The sequence below is a fragment of the Pelagibacterium sediminicola genome (genome assembly GCF_003390885.1).
In the GTDB taxonomy this organism is placed as follows: Bacteria; Pseudomonadota; Alphaproteobacteria; order Rhizobiales; family Devosiaceae; genus Pelagibacterium; species Pelagibacterium sediminicola.
Genome location: NZ_QMEL01000002.1, coordinates 105071 through 125170 on the forward strand (window position 1 = coordinate 105071; position 20100 = coordinate 125170).

Sequence of the window (20100 nt, forward strand, 5' to 3'; positions counted from 1 at the left end):
TCCTGTGCGCTTCATGCGCGACGAGACTGCACCGATTCCGCCACACCCCGCAAAGCAAAGGCGCCGTCCCGGAAACGGGCAGCGCCTTTTGTCAAGAATGGGTCCAGCGGTTTACCAGCCGAAGACGAAACCGAGCCCGGTCTGGCCGCCATGCTGGTTGACATGGGCGTTCGTACCCTTGCCGAACTGGAACAGGCCATAGCTGTTGCCGCCACCATTCTGTTCGAGCGTACCGCTATGGTCGTTGCCTTCCTGATGGATAACCCCGAAATTCCCGCCCCCGTTCTGGAGCACACCGGCCATGTTGTTGATCCCGTTCTGGGTAATGCCGCCGCCCCCCTCGATACCCTGAAACAGCGCATACATGCCAAGGCCGAGATTCATGGCCTGCGCCTGATCGGCGGTGGTGGGAGCAAAATTGATCGAGAACTGACCGCCAGCCTGGGCGGGCGCTGCAAAGCCGATGGCTGCCGTGATGAGTGCTGCGATTGCGGTCTTTTTGATATTGCGTGCCATTGTTCCTGCTCCTTTATGTGTTGCGTCCGGCGTTCAGCCGATGGATGCACTTTGAGACAGGCGGCCTGAACCGATCCGGAAACGGGCGTTTATTCTGGGTTAAGGTTTGAGGCATGAGCGTTCGTGGCCTCACCCCTCCCCAGCCCTCCCCATCAAGGGGAGGGCAATCGCATACGCTTCGGCTGTCGCCGAATCCCCCCTCCCCTTGCTGCGCTCGCAAGGGTCCACTGGACCCTTGCGTTCCGGCGATGCCGGAACCGCTTGCAAGTCCCCCACAAGGGGGGAGGTGCTGGCTTTGTACGTAGGGAGATAACAAGGAAAAGGAAACACCCTCCCCTTGATGGGGAGGGCTGGGGAAGGGTGAAGCCACAAACGCAGATTTATATGCGATAGCCCTTCCTCTTGAGGGAGGGGTGGGGGTAGCCGATGTCGCCCAAACAAAAAAGCCCCGGCCAAAAACCGGGGCAAGTTGGAGGCATGGGCTTTTGCGTCAGGCGTTCGTACTGATCCGCCCGCCGCACTCCACCGGCTGCCCGCCGGCATCGATGGTCAGCGTCACGTCATAGGCTGACGCCCCGCCGACATTGACCCGTCCGAGCGTCAGGGTTTCCCCCGCACGAGCGGAAAAGCCGCCGCCCTGGTTGATGCTGGTGCGGTTGCCGCCACCTGCGCTCTGGACCGAGAACCGGTAGGCTCCCTGCGTTGACACCTCGGCATGGTAGATCGCCTCAAGGGTGAAACCGCCATTGCCGGGGTTGGCGAGCACTTCGCAGCCGCTTGTCGCGTCTACTTGTGCGAGGGCCGTTCCCCCGAAGGCGACGGCGATGCCGCCGGCCGCCAGGGCAAAGGCATGAATGGGATTGAAGGTCCTGCTCATTATCGTCTCTCCCGTTCTATCACCCAGCTCAGGGGCAGGTCTGGACGAAGGCGGCCACATTGCCCGAACCGGCCTGATTGACCGTCGCGCCGCAGCCATTGCCGACCTGCACTCCGGCGGCGATGTTGCCGTTGCCGTCCTGGGTCAGAATGGTGGTGTGGTTGGAGCCGAACTGGCCGACGCCTGCCGCGTTGTTGTTGCCGTTCTGCCAGGTCTGGGCATCGTTGTTCCAGCCATCCTGGCCGACGGCCGCGGTGTTGTTGTTGCCGTACTGCTCGCTGGTCGAGGCGTTCCACCAGCCATTCTGATGGACGCCGATGGTGTTGTTCCAGCCGGTCTGTACGCCGCCGGCCGCGTGACCGAAGCCCCACTGGTTGATGAAGACGTCGTTGGCCATTGCCGGGATCGAGACAAGGGAAAATGCCGCGACGACCGCGCCTGCGATAAGGGTCCTGGTGTTCATGTTCCTTCTCCTGCTCATGTGTTGCGGTGTGTTGCGTACCGCGTTGATGTCGTTTGCAGGATCAGGTGTAACGGGCTCGCCTCGAACGGCCCCTGAATTCCATATTCAGAAGCCGTTCATCGGCAGGATTTTTTTACCCTTCTGTTTTTCTTCAGGAAAATTGGTCCGCCAGATCGGCCTTGCGCCGCAGCGGGTAGTTGCCCGACGCATAGAGCGCCTTGATGCGGGCACCCGAATATCCCTCTTGTCCGACGACGAGCAGCGCGCCGTGAAGGCTCACGGGTGCAGCTTCCTCGGTTGCAAAGCGGATCGCCTCGGCGGCGGTGCGGAAGGTCTTGGCCCCCTGCGCCAGCGCCGTGGCGCGGTCGCGGCCCAGATACAGCCGGGCACGGGCATTAAAATCAAATCGTGTCATTTCTTGTTCTTTCGAGGCCGCCGGATGCGGCCAGTTTATCCATTGTTGTTCATGATCACGCGCTTGATAGCCGTTCGACGGCACAATCCGATGACAATCGGACCGGCAGGAACGCCGGGCCATTCATTGCGTTATGGCCGGATTTCGCTAATGCGCGGGGTTTGTCAAAACGGGGCTCGACCCTCGCCCTTGCGGGGGAGCCACCAGTACACCGGCAAGTGCGGTGCAGGGGAGCGGGCGCGGGGGCCGCTCCGGGGAAAGGGGCGGGCGAAGAACCCGCCCCTTTTTAGTCTGGCCTATTCGGCCTTGAGGTTGACGGCGGCAACCTTGCCGTCGCGTCCGTTCTCAAGGTCATAGGTCACGACCTGGCCTTCCGAAAGGGTGGAAAGACCCGAGCGCTCTACGGCCGAAATATGCACGAAGGCGTCCTTGGAGCCATCGTCAGGCGAAATGAAGCCGTAGCCCTTGGTCGTGTTGAAGAATTTTACAGTGCCGCGAATCATGGCGCTATCCTCTTTCATGGTCTCCGCTGGGGCGGGTAGACCGAATTTCCCAATACGCACCGTGCGCACAGGGTTTAACGTCGCAAAAATCAGGATTGGCCACAAAAACCGGCATTGCCGGGAAATCGAAAAGCCATCGATTGGCTGAAACGTAGCCGCAATATGGGCCCTTGCTGCTCAAAATGCAAGCCTTGTCGAATCAGTCCCGTTCGCGACGCCCCGGAGGGCTGAAAAAGCCCCGGCGCTCCCACGCCAGGGCCATTCCCATAGGCTCAGAGCGCGTCGAGGGCCTGACCGACATCGGCCAGGATGTCCTCGATATCCTCGATCCCGACCGAGATACGGACGAGGTCCTCGGGGACCCCGGCGGTATCGAGTTCTTCGGGGCTGAGCTGGCGGTGCGTTGTCGTTGCCGGATGGCAGGCCAGCGTCTTGGCGTCGCCGATGTTGACGAGGCGATAGATCATCTTGAGGTTGTCGATGAACTTGCCGCCCGCTTCGCGCCCGCCGTTGACGCCGAAGCTCACGATCCCCGACGCCTTGCCGCCATACACCTTGTCGCAGACGGCCTTGTAGGGGCTCGAGGACAGCGCTGCGTAATTGACCCAGCTGACCTTGGGGTGCTTTTCAAGATATTCGGCGAGCGCGAGCGCGTTTTCGCAGTGGCGCTGGATGCGCAGGCCGAGTGTTTCGAGGCCCATCAGGAACAGGAACGCGCTCTGGGGCGAAAGGGCCGCGCCGGTATTGCGCAGCGGCACCACGCGGCAGCGCCCGATATAGGCGGCAGCGCCGAGCGCCTCGGTATAGACCACGCCGTGATAAGAGGGGTCGGGCTCGTTGAGGATCGCGAAGCGCTCCTTGTTGGCCACCCAGTCGAACTTGCCCGAGTCGACGATGATCCCGCCGATCGAGTTGCCGTGTCCGCCGATATATTTGGTGAGCGCGTGAACGACGATGTCGGCGCCCAGATCGATCGGGCGGCAGATATAGGGGGTGGCGACCGTGTTATCCACGATCAGCGGCACGCCGTGACGGTGGGCGATCTCGGCGAGCTTGCCGATATCGACCATGTTGCCGGCCGGGTTGCCGATCGATTCACAGAAGACGGCCTTGGTGTCCTTGTCGATCAGCTTGTCGATGGCGTCGTAATCGTCACCGCGCGCCATGCGCACCTCGATGCCCTGGCGGGGCAGCGTGTGCATGAACAGATTGTACGTGCCGCCATAAAGCTGGCTGACCGAGACGATGTTGTCGCCGACGCTGGCGATGGTCTGGATCGCGTAGGTGATCGCCGACATGCCCGACGCCACCGCGAGCGCCCCGATCCCGCCTTCCATGGCCGCGACGCGCTCTTCGAGCACGGCGGTCGTGGGGTTCATGATGCGGGTATAGATATTGCCGGGCACCTTGAGATCGAACAGGTCCGCCCCGTGCTGGGTGTCGTCGAACGTGTAGGACGTGGTCTGGTAGATCGGCACCGCCGCCGACTTGGTCGTCGGATCGGGGGTGTAGCCGTGGTGCAAGGCGATGGTATCGAGTTTCATCGAGGACTCCTGATAAAGTGCTGGGCGGCACCATAGGTATGTGTCCCCCAGCATTCCAGAGGGTAAGCCTGACTTTGAAATGAAGTTTTCCCGAATATCCCTCTGGCGCGTTCTGCTTCCAATGCATCGCGGCTTTGGGGCAGAAAAAACCAGCCCGGCTTTCGCCGGGCTAAAGGGGGTGGAAACAGAAGGCCGGGCTGGTGCCGTTACAGCCTGAAATGACCTAATTCTCGGGCTCCCAATGGGGCCAGTCGACGATATGGCTTTCCCAGTCCTCGGTGTTGGCGTCTTCCTCGGCAACGGTGCGGCCCCGCACCGAAATGCCTGCCAGATGCACCGTTTCGGGGTCGCCCGAAACCAGCGGATGCCACCAGGCGAGCCCCCTGCCCTCGGCCAGCCGCCGATAGGCGCAGGATTTGGGAATCCAGGCGATTTCGGTTACCTTTTCGGGGGTCAGTTTGATGCAGTCGGGCACCTTGGCCTGGCGGTTGGGATAGTCGGTGCACCTGCAACTTTCCCCGTCGAGCAGCTTGCAGCGCACATCGGAGGTATAGATTTCGCCGGTGTCCTCATCTTCGAGCTTCAAAAGGCAGCACTTGCCGCACCCGTCGCAAAGCGCTTCCCACTCCTCGGTGGTCATGGCCTCCAGCGGCTTGTCTTCCCAAAAGGCCATTCCTAGTCCTGTCCTGCCCCGTCAACGCACAATTGTAGTGACCCACCCCTTGAAAAAACAATACAATAGCCATCATAACCACCGGCGCCACGCCCCTTGCCGGGCAATACCGGCGATGTGATGGCAGGAGGACGCGCAGGGCCAAGTGCAGGATCCGTTCTACAAAAAACAGAAGCGATCCAAAAGCCGCACCCGCTTGCTCGAAGCGGATGCGTGGCTGGATTCGTTCCTTTACGGCGGCTTGCGCTCCGTGGGGCGGTTCTGGACGCGGGTGCAGGACTTCTTTGCGCTGTTCACGGTGCGCGGCTTCAAGCGCATCTTTGTCGAGCTGGCGTCCGACGCCCTGAGCTTTGGCGCGATCGGCGCGGTCCTGATGACCGCCTTTGCGCTTTCGGCCATGGATGCCACCGCCATCGGGCATTACAACAAGGCCGAGGACTATTCGGTCACCTTTCTCGACCGCTATGGCAACGAGATCGGCCGGCGCGGCATCCGCTCGGACGATTCGGTCGAACTTTCAGCCATTCCCGATCATCTCATCAAGGCGACGCTCGCCACCGAAGACCGACGCTTTTACGAGCATTTCGGCATCGATGTCTGGGGCACGTTCCGCGCATTCGTTTCAAACGTTGAAGGCGACTCCTCGCTCCAGGGCGGCTCCTCGATCACCCAGCAGCTCGCCAAGCTTCTGTTTCTTTCCAACGAGCGCACCATCGAGCGCAAGATCAAAGAACTGTTCCTCTCCTTCTGGCTCGAAGCCAACTACTCCAAGGACGAGATCTTAAAGCTTTATCTCGACCGCGCTTATATGGGGGGCGGCGCGTTCGGGGTGGTGGCCGCCGCCGAGTATTATTTCGGCAAGGAGGTGCAGGATGTAACGCTCGCCGAGGCGGCGATGCTGGCGGGGCTCTACAAGGCCCCGGGGCGCTGGGCGCCTCATATCGATCTTGCCGCCGCGCGCGGGCGCGCCAATATCGTGCTCTCGAACATGGTCAACGCTGGCTATCTCACCGAAGGCCAGGTCACCGCCGCGCGACGGCGGCCCGCCGAGCCTGTCGACCGGTCCGACGAGGTGGAAGCGCCCAATTATTTCCTCGACTGGGCCTTTCTTGAAACCAAGCGCATCGTTGGGGACAGCAACGAGGTCGGGTTCGTCGTGCGCACGACGCTCGATCCCGAACTCCAGCGCGCCGCCGAGGATGCCATCATTTCGGTCATCCGCGAGGAAGGCCCCGCCTTTGCGGTGACGCAGGCGGCGATGGTCGGCATGGACCTCAACGGCGCGGTGCGCGCCATGGTGGGCGGGGTCGATTACGGCCAGAGCCAGTTCAACCGCGCGACGGCGCCCAACCGGCAGCCCGGCTCGTCCTTCAAGCCGTTCGTTTATGCTACCGCCTTCGAGATGCTCGACATCACGCCGCGCTCCTCGATTTCGGACGCGCCCGTTTGCATCGGCAACTGGTGCCCGCAGAACTATGGCCGTTCCTATCGCGGGGCGACGACCATCAAGGCGGCGGTGGCCGCCTCTATCAACACCGTGCCGGTCCGCCTTTCGGTGCAGACGGGCCGCCAGCCCATCGCCGACATGGCGCACCGGCTGGGCATCCGCAACGAATTTCCCGTCACCGCCTCGCTGGCGCTGGGCGTCACTTCGGTGAGCGTCCTCGACATGGCCTCGTCCTACGCGGTCTTTGCCAATGGCGGCTACCGGGCGACGGGCTTCGGGATCACCCGCATCACTACACTCAAGGGCGACGTGGTTTACGAGGCACGCCCCGGCCAGAACCGCGAGCGTCTTTTGAGCGAAGAGGTGGTGCTCTCGATGAACGACGTCCTCAACGCCGTCAATTACGGCGGCACGGGCGGGCGGGCCGTGGTCGAGGGCGTACCGAGCGCGGGCAAGACGGGCACCACCAGTTCCTATCGCGATGCGTGGTATATCGGGTACACCGGCAATTACGTGGCTTCGGTCTGGTACGGGAACGACAATTACGCGGTGATGAACAACCTGACCGGCGGGCGCCTGCCCGCCCAGAGCTGGCAGAAATTCATGGCGTTCGCGCACTCCAATATCGAGGTCAACCCCCTTTACGGCGTGGACATGGCGCCTCGGCCGTTCGTCATCGCGGAAGGCGGCGCGCAAAGGGAAGGCGAGGACAGCGACGAGCGCGCGCCAAGCCTTGCTCCCGCGGCGGCGCTCAAGCTGCTCGATCTTTCCGAAAAAATGCGGCAGGCGCAGGCCGGCGGCGAGCCGCAGGCCACCCCGGTCGCCAATTTAAGCGAAAGTCCTTAGGGTCTTGGGTTTCCTGTTCCGCCTGCTCGCCGGCATATTCGTCGCCATCGCCCTGGGCTTCGGCCTGAGCTGGTACGTGCTGACCGATGGGCGGTTGATCGCGGCGGTCCGGGCCGGTCCGTGGGCGGCCTGGCCCGATATCGGGCAGGAAAATCCCAACCCCTATTCACGCGCCTATCTCGCCCGCACCGGCGTCATGCAGCTAGGCTATGCCGAGGGTATCCAGTTTATCGCCATCACCGACAGCGCCGGGGAAACACTGGAACGGCGATGCACCTACCGGCTTGAGGGCGGCGTTCCGGGTGCAACGTTCTGGACACTCGTTGCAACGGACGCGGACGGCGCCAACGTCGCCGCCAGCCCCCAAGCTCTCGCCCTTCATTCCGAGCGGATCGCGCGGGGAGTGGAGGGCTCGGTCAATATCGCGGTCGGCCCCGATCTTGCTCCAGGCAACTGGCTCGAGATCGCCGGAGAAGGGCCATTCCAGCTCGCGCTCACCTTCTATGACGCCGCGATCTTTGCGGGCGGCTCGACGACCGTCAACCAGATGCCGGAAATCATGCGGGAGCGCTGCCGATGAAACGTCTCCTCATCTGGCTTCTGGCCGGCGTGATGCTGGGTGGACTGATCCATCTCGTCGTCATCCTTACCCTCCCCGGCGCCGCGACCCGCGATCTCTGGGCCAGGCTCGCCACGGTCGAGGCAATCGAAGATTTCAAGGTGCTCGACGACATTGCGCCCGGTGCGCCGAACCCGCTGGGGCTCGACCCCGAACTTGTCTATGGCGTGTGCCAACTCGACCTGCGCGACGGGCCGGGCGTCGTCAACGGCGCTCTCCCTCTGGCCTTCTGGTCGGTAGCCGTGTTCGATCGTCAGGGCCACGTCATCTACGCCACCACCAACCGGTCGGGCGCGGGCGGAGCCATCGACATGGGCATTTTCAACCCGGCCCAGACGCGCCTTCTCGCCGAACAGCGCTTCGAGATCGCCGATGGGCTGTTGCTGGTCGAGGCGCCGGGCAATAACGTGATGGTCGTCCTCCGCCTCGCCCCCCCGCATGCGGCAATGCGGGACCGTTACGCCGAAGCGCTGGCGGGGCTGGAGTGTGGGACGATCAGGTAGGGGCCGGCGTTTCTGGCTGGCATCGCGCACCCCTCATCCGACCTTTCGCTGACGCGAAAGCCCACCTTCTCCCTCAAGGGGAGAAGGGAACTCCGTGGATGTTTCGTCTTACGAGCCCCCCTCTCCCCTTGAGGGAGAGGGGCTGGGGGTGAGGGGTACTGCGGTGCCGACTGGAAAAAGCCGGCGCAACCTACTTCCGCACCAACGGCTCCGCCGGATAAGCCTGCCGCTCGAATCTCGACGGCAGCGGACCGTCTTTGCTGACGAATCCCGTCCCTGCCCCACCGCAGAAATCGCGGGCGCGGGCGCGGTGTACGTAGGTTTCCATTTCGGCGAGCCGCGCATCGACGATCCGCGCTTCCTCGTGCGGCGTTTCCACCAGCAGCCGGTCGAGCGCGGTGGAATACGCGTTAAAGCGGTAGCCGAGGGCGCGGACGAACCAGCTTATCTTCTGGTCGTTCTCCCATGTACGCGCGGCAACCTGATAGGTGCCGTCCGGCGCGCCCAGACTGACATTATCGACCGCGATGGCCCGCTGGCGGTCGACCTCGATCACCTTGCAGATGGCGATGAAAGTCGAGGGGATCGTTGCAAGATCATGCCCAATGTCGCTGGCAACGGTCTGGTAGCGCACCCGAGAGGATGCGTAGGTCTGGGCGCGCAGGTGCTGGTAATACCGGTCGGGATCGAAGCGCAGGTCGGTGGCGGCGGTCAGCCGCGTGCGCTGGAGTTCCACCGCCGTGTCGTAGAACCAGTCCTTTGCGTGGGGGGCGACGAGGAAACGCCAGACGCGGTCGTGCATCTCGCGTTCCTGATCGGTGAAATTGAAGCGCGAGACCGGCTCGCCATCCGCCGAGGCGCGGGCCCGGCCCATTGCGGGCATGATCTCGTCGTGCAGCGCGCTGGGCGCGGCGCGGCCGAAATCGCCCACCGGCCGGGCGCACCCTGCCAGCGCCGTGACCAGCGCAACCGCCAATATCGCGGCGAGCTTGCCGCGCCTGCCCCTCGTCTTCACCGTTCCGCCCGGCCCTTGCGTGCGCGTTTACGGCGGGGCTCCTGCTTGTTTTCCACAGCGACCGGCTCGCGTTCATAGCGTACGCCGGTGAACAGCAGGACCCTTGCGGGGGTCCCCCTGTCTGCGGCGTTCGACCCGGAACGCTGTGCTCTGGCACTGAATCTCAACACCCTACCCATTGTGGCCTCACATCTTGCCACCCGGACAGCGCGCCCCCGCCGGCCCGATGCCGGTTCTGTCCCGATTTGGCAAGGCCATTAAGAATTCATCAAGGTTAATGATCCGCTAACAATTTTAATCGAATAGTGCAGTATAGAGTGGGTTTGCGCGAACGAATCAAAAATGATCGGCTTTCAGCCTTACGAAACATTTCAGCTTCTGATTGAAACGGGTGGCGTCGAGCGCGCCAATACCCTGCTTATTGCCGCGTGCGATGCCTATGCCCGCCGCCCCCGGCCGCTCGCGGCCGAAACCGAGCAGTTCGAGGCGCTGGCCGTAAGGCTCTTTCCCACCGCCGCCCCCACTGTGCGCACCAGGGCCGCAGCCATCCTTTCCAGCGCATCGCAGTTGACGCCCTCGCTCGAAATGCTGGTTTTCGAGAATCTGGGGACCGGCCTTGTCGAGCACATCGCCACCGCGCCCGCCATTTCCGACGATGTGATGATGCGGCTGATCGACAAGGGCGATCTCGATATCATCGCGGCAATCGCGGGGCGCTACGACATATCCAATACGGTGCTGGCGCGACTCTTTCCCATCAACAGCCGCAAGATCTATCGCGCACTGGCCGCCAATGAGGGCATCGCGCCGCGCGGGGCCTATCTGTCGGCGCTGCTGCGCTCGGCCCAGATGGACCACAAGGTTGCCGCCACGCTCTCCCGGCGTACCGATTTCGACGCCGCGCTGCTGACCACCATCTTTTTCGACCTGCCCGAGCGCGGGCGGCTCAACGTGTTGCAGGCCTTTGTGCACCGCAACATGCCGCAGGCCCCCATGATGCGGACCTTCGAGCATATTTCAGTCGCAACGGACGAGTTCACCGCCGCGCTGATGCGGCTTTTTTCCGACAACCGCCGCCCGGCCATCACCCGGCTGCTCACCCAGATCACCGGGCTCGACGAGGTGCGATGCGGGGAGATCGCCCACGATACCAGCGGAGCGGCGCTGTTCGTCGTCCTGCGCGCCTTCGGCTGCACGGCCTATGACGGGCTCAAGGTGCTGATCCATGCAACGAGTCATGACGAGGACCGCTCCAAAACCCTTGCCGTTTTCGCGCGGCTGTTCGAGTCGGTGAGCACCCCGGCCATGGTCTATATGCTGAGTGCCTGGCGCGGCGACGTGAACCCGATGGAGTTGACCAGGCCGGAATTTGCGCCCCTTGCACAACCCAGCCGCCGCACGCCCGAACGCCAGCCCCTGCCGCGCACCGGTTCGCTGAGCGATCAGGCCATCGAGGCGCTCGGCAAGCTCCAGTCGGTCAGGCGGACGGGCTGATCTCCAGCCCATGACCGTCGCCACGCATTTCGAGCGACAGCACCCATAGATCGTCGTCGAACTCGGCTTCGCGCGCGATGCGCTCGCGCACGGTCAGCGGATCGGCATGATCGTAGCGCCGCTCGAAGACGCGGCCGCCATGGTCGTTTTCAATGAGGGCCGATGGCGCGGGGCTAAAAAGCGAGACGGTGCCGTTGAGGTGGTCGATCTCCACCCAGATCTGCCCCGCCGCAGGATCGCCCCGCCGGGACACGACGCACATATGCCCCAGATCGTTATGCCGCCGCACAAAGGCGGCGCACCATATGTCACTGCGCAGGCGCTGCATGGTAGTTGTCCAGATTGTTGTATGCCGCAAGCATCGCAGCCCCCTCATCCGACCTTTCGCTTCGCGAAAGCCCACCTTCTCCCTCGAGGGGAGAAGGGCATCCGTGGGGCTGCCGCACGAGCCTCCCTCTCCCCTCGTGGGACTTCGAGGTGGTGGCGCAGCCACCAATCGCTCCAGTGGAGCGATTGGAGCCGAAGAAGGGCTGGGGGTGAGGGGGCCAGCGATGCTTACAGTTGGAAACCGGAAAACTTCTCGCCCTGCTTACATATACGCGCCCGCCGCGACAAGCATGTCGAGAACGGCGGTGGAGACTTCGCCGGTGGCGGGGAAGTTGTTGAACACCTGGAACTTGCGGATGGCGAGGGCGGTGGTCTGGTCGGCCACCCCGTTTGCCTGCCCCTGCAGGAAGCCCAGCCGCGAAAGGCCGCGCTGGATTTCGCTTACGAGGTCGCGATCAAGGGCGGCGGGCACGCTGGGCGGCGCGGAGGTTTCTGCAAGGGGATCAAAAAGGGCCGCCTCAACGTCCGGTTCCCCGGCGGGCACCTCCTCTGCCGCAGCCGGCGCGGGTTCGAGCCCGGCGATGAGGGCATTGAGTTCATCCTGGGCGGGTTCGGCCACCACCTGCATGGGCCGGGGCGGCGCCTCGGAGGTGTTGAGGGGCGCGCTGCGCACCGCCTCGATCACCTGCGGCGAAGCGGCGCCCGTGCGCGGCAGGCCGTGGCGCTGCTCGAAGGCGCGGATGGCGTCGGCTGTCTTGGGGCCGTAATAGCCATCGACCGTGCCGTCGAAAAGCCCAAGCTGCTTGAGCTTTTCCTGCATGGCGGCGATGTCTGCATTGCCGATCAGGGTCTGGGCGGATTCCGGCTGGGATACTTCCGCCGGGGCCGGCACAGGCTGTGGCGCCGCGACCGGCTGGGCCGTCTCTTGCGCCGGCGCAACGAGAACCGGGCGCACTGGCGGCGGAGCGATCAGTTCAGCCACCGGCGTATCCGCGACCGAGGTGAACATGGGTGCGGGGTGCCGTACCTCTTGCAGATAAAGCGCGTTGGTCCCCGCCATCAGGGTCAGCCCGGTCACAAGCACGAAGGCCGTTGATCCCATGGGGGAACGGACCATGCGCTCAAGGCACCATTGCCCGCCCCGGGCGGCGAGACCGGCAAGGCCCGCCCCGATAGCGAGCGGAATGTTCGTCATCGTGCTCGTCGTCATCGTGCTGCGCTTCTTTTTTCGTCTTCTAGCCATTTGGTTTCATCGTCAGGTCTTTGGCGGGGGGAATGCAGAGGCTCGACATTGGCCTCGGCGACGCTTCCCGGCCCGTCGAGCGGCAGCAGCACGACGACCGTCGTGCCATTGCCCGGTTCGGATATGATCTCGATGCGCCCGTTATGGAGCCCCACCAGCCCCTTGACGATCGAAAGGCCAAGCCCGGTGCCTTCGTAGCGGCGCGAGAGCCCGTCCTGTGCCTGCAGGAACGGCTCGCCGATCCGGCTGATCATCTCGGGCTTCATGCCGATCCCGGCATCGCTAACCGAGACCAGGAGCATCCGGCCCCGGCGCTTCATCGCGAGCCTGACCACGCCGCCGTCATGGCTGAACTTGACGGCATTGGAGAGCAGGTTGATGAGCACCTGGCGACAGGCGCGCTCGTCGGCAACCAGCATGGGAAGGGCCACGGGCATATCGGCCTCGAGCCTTATACCACGATCGGCGGCGGATTTCTCGACGATCTGGATGCAGGGCTCGACCAGCGTCTCGGGCTTGAACGGCTCGGGCTGCACCTCGAACTTGCCCGCCTCGATCCTCGACATGTCGAGCAGCATGTTGACCACTTCGAGCAGGTGGTGCCCGCTCTGGCTGATGAGCGCGGCATATTCGCGGTGCTGGGCCGAAGGCTCGCCCCCGATCCCGGCCTGCATCATGTCGGAGAACCCAACGATCGCATTAAGTGGCGTGCGCAGTTCGTGGCCGACCGTGGCGAGAAAACGCGACTTGGCCTGCGAGGCTTCCTCGGCGTCGACACGGGCCTTTTCAAGCTCGCTCTCGGCCTGCTTGCGGTCCGAAATATCGCGCAGGAGGCCGATGATCTCGCGGGGTGCGGTGCCTTCACCCTCATCGATCACGGGGGAAAGGTCGAGTTCCACCCAGATGAAGCGGGCAGGCTCGCCCGCCTCGCCATCCCGGCGCATGCGGATTTCCACCCCCGTACGCAAGCCCCGCTTGCCCGCATCCGAAAGCGCGGCCAGATAGGCGGGGCGGTCCATGACGTGGACGCGCTCGAAAAAACCGCTGCCATCGAGCTCGAAGCGCTGGCAGTTGAGCAGGGTCGCCGAGGATCTGGACAGGAACAGGATGCCGCCATCGGTATCGTAGCGCACCACGGCGTCCTTGACGCTTTCGACCAACATGGAAAACGTCTTGAGATGGTTCCGGCTGCTGGCATTGGCGGCGAAGTTGAGCCGGTTGGCGGTGACGGCGATGATCATCACGGCAGCGGCATAGGCCGCGATCCCGACGAACAGCCAGTCCGCCGTGCCGCCCGCAAAGGGGCTGGGCAGGTGCCCCGAGCGCACGCCAAGGCCGATGGCCAGCGCAAAGGCGGGCGACGCCCAGGCCAGGTGCTTGTAGCGGCTGTGGGACATCAGAAGCGCCTTCAACGTCGCCATCATGGCGATGGCGAGGCCGAAATCGAAGACGTCCGCGTCGACCAGCGTCAGCGCGCAGCCCACGATGGCGATCAGCGTCACCTGGCAGGCCAGTTCCTGCTCGAAGGCGCGCCGCATGTGGAAGACCAGGGCCAGCGCCGCCAGGGCGAGCGCGATGGTGACCAGCATCACCGGAGCGGCACTGCCCATGATAAGCATGTAGATGGCGACGGGATAAGCGATGGCAACCGCGCCCAGTAGCAGGAGCGTATTGAAGAACAGGGCCTGCCTGCGCAACACATCGGGACGCGCGCCAGCCCATTGGGGGCCGGAAAACAGCATGCCAGGGGCTGAGAAAATGGAACGGTTACGCATCTGCTACTCAACTGTTCCGGGTAGAACACGCGACCCGGTGCCGGATCGATCCGGCGCTGGCCCCACACTTCACCAGAAGCCCTAACCCACCCTTAAATCGGGCGCGGGGAAACCAAAGGCGGCAGCGGGAGGGCCGTGTTTCTGCCGATAGCGTAAATAGAGTCTTGCTTAGCGGTGGGTTTCGGCGGTCTTGCGCATTTGCGTAAAATTTGAATCAAATATGCGGAAAATCCACGAGATCGCCTTTACGGGCCCCCGCTATGCTCAAATCCAATCTTACGCATATGGATTGACCCCGCGATGTTTCTCATGCGCTCCGCCTTCTGGCTCACCATTGGCTTCATGCTCGTTGCTCCCACAGCGGGCGCGGATATGGACACCATGGGCGAAAAAGCCGGCCGGATCGCTCAGGAGAGCCAGCAGGCGCTGGCGACGGGGGTCAAGTCGATCGAATGCGATTCGCTCGAATGCGTGGTCGGGCGCGCCGTGGTGGTGGGCGCGCTCGAATCCAATGCCACGGCCCCTGCCCCCGTGCCGCCGCCCCGCCCGGACTGGGCCAGCTAGCTTTTTACGGTGGAATCGCGGGCCCGAAGCCATTACATAACGGCTTATGCAGACCACAGCCGCCTTTGACGACATCGCAGAAAACCTTTCCTTTCTCGACGACTGGGAAGACCGCTACCGCTACATCATCGAACTCGGGCAGGGCCTGCCGCCGCTGGCCGAAACCGAGCGCACCGAAGCCAACCGCGTGCGGGGCTGCGCCTCGCAGGTGTGGCTGGTGACCGAGCGGGACGAAAGGGACGGCGAAACGGTGCTCACCTATCGCGGCGAATCCGATGCGATGATCGTCCAGGGGCTCGTTTCGATCCTCCTCGCGCTCTATTCCGACCGCGCGCCCGCCGAAATCGCCGCCACCGATGCCCTGCCCGTTCTCGACGGGCTGGGGCTGCGCGAACACCTTTCCACGCAACGCTCCAACGGGCTGGCCGCCATGGTCAACCGCATCCGCAGCGATGCCAGGGCAATCGCGGGATAACTGAACGGATTGGACGGATTGCGTTCAATTCGTTCAGTTATTTTTTGGCGGTTGGGGGTTTTGGCTGGCATCGCTGGCCCCCTCACCCCCAGCCCCTCTCCCACGAGGGGAGAGGGGGGCTCGTGTGGCTGCCCCACGGTTTCCCTTCTCCCCTCGTGGGAGAAGGTGGGCTTTCGCGCAAGCGAAAGGTCGGATGAGGGGGCCAGCGATGCTTCCTGAACGCACCCTACCCCACCTCCGTCGGCCTTGCGCCCTCGCCCATCCAGCTTTGCGCCCCGTTCGGCTTCGGCCCTGTCGCCGATGCGGAGAGGCCGAAGTGGGCGGCCAGATGGTCGAGGCCGATCCTGAGGACCAGTTTGGCGCTTCGCCGGGGCCAGCCGCGTTCGGTTTCGATGGTCTGCAGACCCTTTTCGTAGCAGCACACATCGATGACCACGGCGGCGCAATCGGCGGGCAGGGTGCGATGGATTTCGGCGAGGGCCCGGCGGGCTTCGGCGGCCATGTCGGTGATCCCGCCCGGCGCACCGGTGTTGGGCCCCGCCTTGGGCATGGGCGAATAGTGCATGGTGACACGCGGGGTCAGATGGGCACGATCGAAAAGCTGCGACACGCGGCGCGCGGTCTCGAGATGATGGGGCTCGAGGAAGCCCTTCCCGGACCTTCGTTCAGACCGCAGCATCGGCCACCACCTCCCGGCGGGCGCGGGACCCGGTTTCCATCCAGCCGGAAATGGCATCCTCCAGAATTTCGATTTCACGGTCGACCGCATTATCCTCGCGCGCATCCTCGATAAGCGCGCAGGCATACGAGACGGTGGTCCGGTCGCGGCCGAAATAGCGGCCCACTTCGGTGAGGTTCAGCCCCAGCATGACATGGCACAGATACATGGCCAGTTGCCGCGCCGAGGCGATCGGCAGGCGCGAGCGCGTCGGGCTGAGCATATCGGCACGGCGCACCCCCTTATGGGCGGCAACGATGCGCAAAACCCGCGCACAGCCCATATCGGACACAGCGGGTGCGGAACGAGACTTTCGTGTCATAGGACCACCTTCTCATAAATAGGATATAATTCCTATAACGAAGATGGATGGGGGCGGGGATAAGTACGGGGGCTTCATTTGCCGTCCCGGCTAGATCATTTCAGGTTTTGATTGAACCGGCACAGAGCGGCGCGTTTTGAAGGATCGCGCTGGATTGCCGGGAACGGGTCCCGGAATGACATTGGCGGCTTTGGCCGATACCTGCCCTATTCCCGCCTGTCACCCCGGGATTTATTCCCGGGGTCCAGACCGAACCCGCCGCAATCACGGGAGCCTCGATGATTCCATCAAACACTGATCTGCTCTAAAGCCGGGACCCGTAGCAAACCATCCGCGACGGCGGGTGCCGAAGCATGGACCCCGGCTTTCGCCGGGGTAGCGAACAAAGCAAGTTGCAACTCCCGGAATCAAAAAGGCCATCCGCGGATGGCCTTGGTAAGAGTTTCCTCGATGGGATGACGGTCAGCCGGCCTTGCGGCCCAGCCCGTTTGCCTTGGCAAGCCTCGAGCGGGTTGCCGAGTAGGATGGTGCGACCATCGGGTAATCGGCGGGGAGACCCCACTTTTCGCGGTATTCTTCCGGCGAGAGATTGTAGTGGGTTCGCAGGTGGCGTTTGAGCGACTTGAACTTCTTTCCGTCTTCAAGACAGATGATGTAATCGGGCGTCACCGACTTGCGAATGGGCACTGCGGGCTTTTTTTCTTCAACAGGTTCGGCAGCCTCTTCCTGGGTGAGACCTTTGAGCGCGGCGTGAACTTCGGCAATGAGCTTGGGAAGATCGCCGGGGGCTACCGCGTTGTTGCTCACATAGGCAGCGATGATCTCGGAGCTGAATTCCACGAGGTCGAGGTTGACCGGCGTTTCCGCAGGAGCGGTCATCGACATTGCACTTCCTTTCTGGCCTGGGGGGAGCCAATATTTACACAACAATGAGAAATCCGCGTCATTTCACGGTTCTTGTCTAGGGTTATTTAACGTCCCTGACAAGCATTTTACCATATATTGGCAGAATTTTGATTGTGCTAAAGTTTATTGGTTGTTGAACCAGGGTTTTCAAGTTCGTTGAGCACGGTTTCATCGCAAGGACGGTATCCGGCAATATAGGCGGCACGGGCCAGAAGATGGGCCGAAATGGGCGCGGTGAGCATGAAAAAGACAATTCCCACCAGCGCGCGCAGGATGACCGCACCATCGAACGAGACGAGCGCGATCGCCACCAGCACCGCCCCCGAACCCACCGTTCCGGCCTTGGAGGCGGCGTGCATGCGCGTATAAAGGTCGGGCAGGCGCAGGATGCCGATAACCGCCAGAAGGCTGAACAGCGCCCCGATGATGACCAGCGCGCCGGCCAGGTAGTGAAGGGTTTCCACGATCATCGGCGTGCCTCCGGGCGTGACTGCTCCTCGGCCGCCTGGCTGATCTGCCAGCGCTGCAGGATGAAGCGGGCGAAAGCGACGGTGGAGAGAAAACCCACAAGGCCCAGCGCGATGGCAATGTCGAGATAGAGCATGAAGCCGGTCCTGAGCGCGATGACCCCGATATAGCCGATGACCACCGCGACCAGCATATCGAGCGCCAGCACCCGGTCGGCTAGCGAAGGCCCGGCCGCGATGCGGTAGACGGCCAGGAGAAAGGCGAGGGTCAAAAGCCCGAGCGAGACGGTCGTTGCGAGGTGGAGAAATTCAGGCCCGCTCATCATTGGAACACCTCGATGATCCTTGCCTCGAAGCCTTCGCGGATCGAGCGGATGGTCTCCTGCTTTTCGCCGATGTCGAGGGCGTGGACGTAAAGGGTCGATCGATCCTCGGAAACGTCGACGGACAGCGTGCCGGGCGTCAGCGTGATGAGGTTGGCAAGCAGTGTAATCTGCTGATCGGTCGTCACCGTCAGCGGATAGGCGAAGATCGCGGGTTTGAGCTTTGCATGCATGTTGGGGGACGCCACGAGCACCGCCACACGCCAGGCCGAAAGAATCAGTTCGGAAAAGAACATCACCACGAGCCGGATAATGCGCCCAAGCCTGCGCAGGATGAAGGGCTGGTCCACCTTGTCCCGGATGAACAGGGTCGCCACAGCGCCGATGGCGCCGCCGAGCAGCAGATTCATCAGCGTGAAGGAGCCGGTGACGGCAGCCCACATCAGGGCAAGGACGATGACGAGAAGAACGAAGGTCACGGCTGGGCCACCTCCACAAAGACCGCTGCAATATAGCGGGACGGGTCGAGCATGTCGAAACCGGCCATGCCGCTGGCGTTGAACAGCCAGTCGGGGAACAGGCCAAGCGCTGCAATGAGCCCCGCCAGCACGACGACCGAGGGGAGCCCGAAGCGATTCTCAGCCCCCGAAAGTGCGCGCAGCATGGTGTTGCGCTGCTCGGACCGCTCACCCTCCGGCCCGTTGCGCCAGAAGACGTGCAGCCAGATGCGGCTGGTGGCGATGAGGGTGATAAAGGAATTGAGCAGGAGCCCCGAGACGATGAACCAGTCCCCTGCCCTCACCCCGCCTTCGACCAGCAACAGCTTGGGCCAGAAGCCGAGGAATGGCGGCAGGCCGGAAATGGTGAAGACCAGAAAGATGAAGACGGCCGAAAGCAGCGAATTGGCAGCGTAAATACCGCCCATCAGCCGAATCTCCGTGGTGCCGCTCATCTTTTCGACAAGACCGGCGGCAAGATAAAGCGCGGTGATCGTCAAGATGGAATGGACGCCATAAAACACCGCGCCGCCGATCCCGTGCATCGAGCCGAGCGAAAGCCCGGCAAAGAGCGCGCCGATGCCACCGATGACGAGAAAGCCGATGGCGCGACGGATATTGGTCTGGGCCAGCGCGCCGATCGGACCGAGCAGCAGGGTCGCCACGGCGATGACGGCGATGACCGGCTCGAGAGCAGCCCGCCCCTCGGGCAAGACGAACATCAGCACCCTTATGATGGCGTAGGCGCCCACCTTGGTCAAAAGCCCGCCGAACACGGCCGACACCGAAACCGCCGGGGTGTGATAGGAGGCGGGCAGCCAGGCATTGGCCGGGAAGGCGGCGGCCTTCACCCCGAAAGCGAAGAGAAACAGCGCCGCCAGCGTAAGCATGATGCCCAAGGGGATAGTGTCGGCCTTGGCGACGAGATCGGCGAAATTGAGGGTGCCGGTGACGCCATAGAGATAGGCGACCGTGGCGAGGAAAAAGGCCGTGGCGAGGAGGTTGAGAAAACCGTATTTCACCGCACCGTCGAGCTGGACCTTGCGCCCGCCCAGAATGAGCAGGCCAAAGGAGGAAATCAGCATCACCTCGAACCAGACATAGAGGTTGAAGATATCGCCGGTGAGGAACGAGCCGCACACCCCGCAAAGCAGCAGCAGCAGCATGGGATAAAAGCCGAAACGATGCTCGCGGGCGTCGATCTCGCCTTGTGCGTAAAAGGCGACGAACAGCGCGGCGGCCGATGCGGCGAGGCTGAAGAGCGCGCTGGTCATGTCGGCGCCAAAGGTGATCCCGAACGGTGGCAGCCATTTGCCCATGGTCATGGCTACGGGGCCGGTCTCGAGGACACGCAACACGAGCGTGACGTTGGAGACGACAATGGCGAGAATGATCGCCACCGCAAAGGCCAGTTGCATGTCGCGATGACGGCGCAGCATGACCAGAAGCCCCGCGCCCAGCAGCGACAGGGCGACCGGCCAGACCACGACCCAATCATCGATCGCGGTCGCCGTAGCGATCATCGCGGGGGGCAGGTCCAGGGATTGATATGGGCTCTCCATCGTCGG

General features: G+C 63.2%; 24 protein-coding genes. 6 read left to right on the plus strand and 18 right to left on the minus strand.

Translation table 11 applies throughout. The features are described 5' to 3' along the window. Nucleotides 1–111: 111 nt before the first annotated feature. From DQG18_RS03685 to DQG18_RS03715, 7 genes are all read right to left on the minus strand, one after another. Entirely contained in the window at nt 112–516 is a 405-nt protein-coding gene (locus tag DQG18_RS03685; protein ID WP_198669650.1) for a curlin, read from the minus strand. A 490-nt stretch (nt 517–1006) separates the two neighbouring features. Beyond that, nucleotides 1007–1393 (minus strand): curli-like amyloid fiber formation chaperone CsgH, encoded by a 387-nt coding sequence (gene csgH, locus DQG18_RS03690; protein WP_116652894.1) that lies wholly within the window; start codon nt 1391–1393, stop codon nt 1007–1009. Between the two features lie 28 nt (nt 1394–1421). After that, the gene (locus DQG18_RS03695; protein ID WP_116652895.1) at nt 1422–1856 is read right to left on the minus strand and encodes a curlin; all 435 of its coding nucleotides are present in this window, start codon (nt 1854–1856) and stop codon (nt 1422–1424) included. Nucleotides 1857–2007: 151 nt separating this feature from the next. Next, nucleotides 2008–2271, minus strand: a complete 264-nt coding sequence (locus tag DQG18_RS03700) for a hypothetical protein (RefSeq protein ID WP_116652896.1) — start codon at nt 2269–2271, stop codon at nt 2008–2010. A gap of 296 nt (nt 2272–2567) precedes the next feature. Then, nucleotides 2568–2774 carry a cold-shock protein gene (locus DQG18_RS03705; RefSeq protein WP_116653358.1) on the minus strand — a complete coding sequence of 69 codons (207 nt, stop codon included), beginning with the start codon at nt 2772–2774 and terminating at the stop codon, nt 2568–2570. Nucleotides 2775–3046: 272 nt separating this feature from the next. Then, nucleotides 3047–4318 (minus strand): O-acetylhomoserine aminocarboxypropyltransferase/cysteine synthase family protein, encoded by a 1272-nt coding sequence (locus DQG18_RS03710; RefSeq protein WP_116652897.1) that lies wholly within the window; start codon nt 4316–4318, stop codon nt 3047–3049. 223 nt (nt 4319–4541) lie between these two features. Further along, nucleotides 4542–4991, minus strand: a complete 450-nt coding sequence (locus DQG18_RS03715) for a YcgN family cysteine cluster protein (RefSeq protein WP_116652898.1) — start codon at nt 4989–4991, stop codon at nt 4542–4544. 145 nt (nt 4992–5136) lie between these two features. Here DQG18_RS03715 and DQG18_RS03720 point away from each other — a divergent pair, with 145 nt between their 5' ends. Genes DQG18_RS03720 through DQG18_RS03730 form a run of 3 tightly spaced genes read left to right on the plus strand, consistent with a single transcriptional unit; the run spans nt 5137 to nt 8406 of the window. Further along, nucleotides 5137–7284: a transglycosylase domain-containing protein gene (locus DQG18_RS03720; RefSeq protein WP_116652899.1), complete on the plus strand. Its 2148-nt coding sequence runs from the start codon at nt 5137–5139 to the stop codon at nt 7282–7284. 4 nt (nt 7285–7288) lie between these two features. After that, nucleotides 7289–7864 (plus strand): DUF1214 domain-containing protein, encoded by a 576-nt coding sequence (locus DQG18_RS03725; RefSeq protein WP_116652900.1) that lies wholly within the window; start codon nt 7289–7291, stop codon nt 7862–7864. Then, on the plus strand, nt 7861–8406 hold the full coding sequence (locus tag DQG18_RS03730) for a DUF1254 domain-containing protein (protein ID WP_116652901.1): 546 nt from the start codon (nt 7861–7863) through the stop codon (nt 8404–8406). Before DQG18_RS03725 ends, DQG18_RS03730 begins: the two co-directional genes overlap by 4 nt. A 190-nt stretch (nt 8407–8596) precedes the next feature. On the opposite strand, the gene DQG18_RS03735 is transcribed toward DQG18_RS03730, so the two are convergent. Next, nucleotides 8597–9421, minus strand: coding sequence for a hypothetical protein (locus DQG18_RS03735; protein WP_157969983.1), 825 nt, complete (start codon nt 9419–9421; stop codon nt 8597–8599). A gap of 342 nt (nt 9422–9763) precedes the next feature. Here DQG18_RS03735 and DQG18_RS03740 point away from each other — a divergent pair, with 342 nt between their 5' ends. Further along, complete coding sequence (locus tag DQG18_RS03740) at nt 9764–10915, plus strand: DUF2336 domain-containing protein (protein ID WP_116652903.1); 1152 nt, start codon at nt 9764–9766, stop codon at nt 10913–10915. On the opposite strand, the gene DQG18_RS03745 is transcribed toward DQG18_RS03740, so the two are convergent. From DQG18_RS03745 to DQG18_RS03755, 3 genes are all read right to left on the minus strand, one after another. Beyond that, nucleotides 10899–11243: a DUF1491 family protein gene (locus DQG18_RS03745; protein ID WP_157969984.1), complete on the minus strand. Its 345-nt coding sequence runs from the start codon at nt 11241–11243 to the stop codon at nt 10899–10901. The two genes, DQG18_RS03740 and DQG18_RS03745, sit on opposite strands and share 17 nt — an antisense overlap. A 261-nt stretch (nt 11244–11504) precedes the next feature. Beyond that, nucleotides 11505–12452: a peptidoglycan-binding domain-containing protein gene (locus tag DQG18_RS03750; RefSeq protein WP_116652905.1), complete on the minus strand. Its 948-nt coding sequence runs from the start codon at nt 12450–12452 to the stop codon at nt 11505–11507. Then, the gene (locus DQG18_RS03755; RefSeq protein WP_116652906.1) at nt 12449–14260 is read right to left on the minus strand and encodes a PAS domain-containing sensor histidine kinase; all 1812 of its coding nucleotides are present in this window, start codon (nt 14258–14260) and stop codon (nt 12449–12451) included. The genes DQG18_RS03750 and DQG18_RS03755 overlap by 4 nt, the downstream gene beginning before the upstream one ends. A 300-nt stretch (nt 14261–14560) precedes the next feature. Between DQG18_RS03755 and DQG18_RS03760 the strand changes: the two genes are divergently transcribed. Beyond that, nucleotides 14561–14824 carry a hypothetical protein gene (locus tag DQG18_RS03760; protein WP_116652907.1) on the plus strand — a complete coding sequence of 88 codons (264 nt, stop codon included), beginning with the start codon at nt 14561–14563 and terminating at the stop codon, nt 14822–14824. A gap of 46 nt (nt 14825–14870) precedes the next feature. Further along, nucleotides 14871–15299, plus strand: coding sequence for a SufE family protein (locus DQG18_RS03765; RefSeq protein ID WP_116652908.1), 429 nt, complete (start codon nt 14871–14873; stop codon nt 15297–15299). Between the two features lie 226 nt (nt 15300–15525). On the opposite strand, the gene DQG18_RS03770 is transcribed toward DQG18_RS03765, so the two are convergent. The 7 genes from DQG18_RS03770 to DQG18_RS03800 all read right to left on the minus strand — a co-directional run bounded on the left by DQG18_RS03770 (nt 15526) and on the right by DQG18_RS03800 (nt 20055). Next, nucleotides 15526–15978 (minus strand): DUF6456 domain-containing protein, encoded by a 453-nt coding sequence (locus DQG18_RS03770; RefSeq protein WP_157969985.1) that lies wholly within the window; start codon nt 15976–15978, stop codon nt 15526–15528. Further along, entirely contained in the window at nt 15965–16339 is a 375-nt protein-coding gene (locus DQG18_RS03775; protein ID WP_116652910.1) for a helix-turn-helix domain-containing protein, read from the minus strand. Before DQG18_RS03775 ends, DQG18_RS03770 begins: the two co-directional genes overlap by 14 nt. Before the next feature lie 462 nt (nt 16340–16801). Beyond that, nucleotides 16802–17218 (minus strand): Ros/MucR family transcriptional regulator, encoded by a 417-nt coding sequence (locus DQG18_RS03780; RefSeq protein WP_198669651.1) that lies wholly within the window; start codon nt 17216–17218, stop codon nt 16802–16804. A gap of 143 nt (nt 17219–17361) precedes the next feature. Next, nucleotides 17362–17715 (minus strand): monovalent cation/H(+) antiporter subunit G, encoded by a 354-nt coding sequence (mnhG, locus tag DQG18_RS03785; RefSeq protein WP_116652912.1) that lies wholly within the window; start codon nt 17713–17715, stop codon nt 17362–17364. Next, the gene (locus tag DQG18_RS03790; protein ID WP_116652913.1) at nt 17712–18038 is read right to left on the minus strand and encodes a cation:proton antiporter; all 327 of its coding nucleotides are present in this window, start codon (nt 18036–18038) and stop codon (nt 17712–17714) included. Before DQG18_RS03790 ends, mnhG begins: the two co-directional genes overlap by 4 nt. After that, nucleotides 18035–18514 carry a Na+/H+ antiporter subunit E gene (locus DQG18_RS03795; protein ID WP_281270386.1) on the minus strand — a complete coding sequence of 160 codons (480 nt, stop codon included), beginning with the start codon at nt 18512–18514 and terminating at the stop codon, nt 18035–18037. The genes DQG18_RS03790 and DQG18_RS03795 overlap by 4 nt, the downstream gene beginning before the upstream one ends. Continuing rightward, entirely contained in the window at nt 18511–20055 is a 1545-nt protein-coding gene (locus tag DQG18_RS03800) for a proton-conducting transporter transmembrane domain-containing protein (RefSeq protein WP_157969986.1), read from the minus strand. Before DQG18_RS03800 ends, DQG18_RS03795 begins: the two co-directional genes overlap by 4 nt. Between the last annotated feature and the right edge of the window lie 45 nt (nt 20056–20100).

What these genes read in the sequence shown, in the direction of transcription:
- DQG18_RS03685 (WP_198669650.1), bottom strand. Translation starts at nt 516, where the DNA reads ATGGCACGCAATATCAAAAAGACCGCAATCGCAGCACTCATCACGGCA.
- csgH (WP_116652894.1), bottom strand. Translation starts at nt 1,393, where the DNA reads ATGAGCAGGACCTTCAATCCCATTCATGCCTTTGCCCTGGCGGCCGGC.
- DQG18_RS03695 (WP_116652895.1), bottom strand. Translation starts at nt 1,856, where the DNA reads ATGAACACCAGGACCCTTATCGCAGGCGCGGTCGTCGCGGCATTTTCC.
- DQG18_RS03700 (WP_116652896.1), bottom strand. Translation starts at nt 2,271, where the DNA reads ATGACACGATTTGATTTTAATGCCCGTGCCCGGCTGTATCTGGGCCGC.
- DQG18_RS03705 (WP_116653358.1), bottom strand. Translation starts at nt 2,774, where the DNA reads ATGATTCGCGGCACTGTAAAATTCTTCAACACGACCAAGGGCTACGGC.
- DQG18_RS03710 (WP_116652897.1), bottom strand. Translation starts at nt 4,318, where the DNA reads ATGAAACTCGATACCATCGCCTTGCACCACGGCTACACCCCCGATCCG.
- DQG18_RS03715 (WP_116652898.1), bottom strand. Translation starts at nt 4,991, where the DNA reads ATGGCCTTTTGGGAAGACAAGCCGCTGGAGGCCATGACCACCGAGGAG.
- DQG18_RS03730 (WP_116652901.1), top strand. Translation starts at nt 7,861, where the DNA reads ATGAAACGTCTCCTCATCTGGCTTCTGGCCGGCGTGATGCTGGGTGGA.
- DQG18_RS03740 (WP_116652903.1), top strand. Translation starts at nt 9,764, where the DNA reads ATGATCGGCTTTCAGCCTTACGAAACATTTCAGCTTCTGATTGAAACG.
- DQG18_RS03745 (WP_157969984.1), bottom strand. Translation starts at nt 11,243, where the DNA reads ATGCAGCGCCTGCGCAGTGACATATGGTGCGCCGCCTTTGTGCGGCGG.
- DQG18_RS03750 (WP_116652905.1), bottom strand. Translation starts at nt 12,452, where the DNA reads ATGACGACGAGCACGATGACGAACATTCCGCTCGCTATCGGGGCGGGC.
- DQG18_RS03755 (WP_116652906.1), bottom strand. Translation starts at nt 14,260, where the DNA reads ATGCGTAACCGTTCCATTTTCTCAGCCCCTGGCATGCTGTTTTCCGGC.
- DQG18_RS03760 (WP_116652907.1), top strand. Translation starts at nt 14,561, where the DNA reads ATGTTTCTCATGCGCTCCGCCTTCTGGCTCACCATTGGCTTCATGCTC.
- DQG18_RS03765 (WP_116652908.1), top strand. Translation starts at nt 14,871, where the DNA reads ATGCAGACCACAGCCGCCTTTGACGACATCGCAGAAAACCTTTCCTTT.
- DQG18_RS03770 (WP_157969985.1), bottom strand. Translation starts at nt 15,978, where the DNA reads ATGCTGCGGTCTGAACGAAGGTCCGGGAAGGGCTTCCTCGAGCCCCAT.
- DQG18_RS03775 (WP_116652910.1), bottom strand. Translation starts at nt 16,339, where the DNA reads ATGACACGAAAGTCTCGTTCCGCACCCGCTGTGTCCGATATGGGCTGT.
- DQG18_RS03780 (WP_198669651.1), bottom strand. Translation starts at nt 17,218, where the DNA reads ATGACCGCTCCTGCGGAAACGCCGGTCAACCTCGACCTCGTGGAATTC.
- mnhG (WP_116652912.1), bottom strand. Translation starts at nt 17,715, where the DNA reads ATGATCGTGGAAACCCTTCACTACCTGGCCGGCGCGCTGGTCATCATC.
- DQG18_RS03790 (WP_116652913.1), bottom strand. Translation starts at nt 18,038, where the DNA reads ATGATGAGCGGGCCTGAATTTCTCCACCTCGCAACGACCGTCTCGCTC.
- DQG18_RS03800 (WP_157969986.1), bottom strand. Translation starts at nt 20,055, where the DNA reads ATGATCGCTACGGCGACCGCGATCGATGATTGGGTCGTGGTCTGGCCG.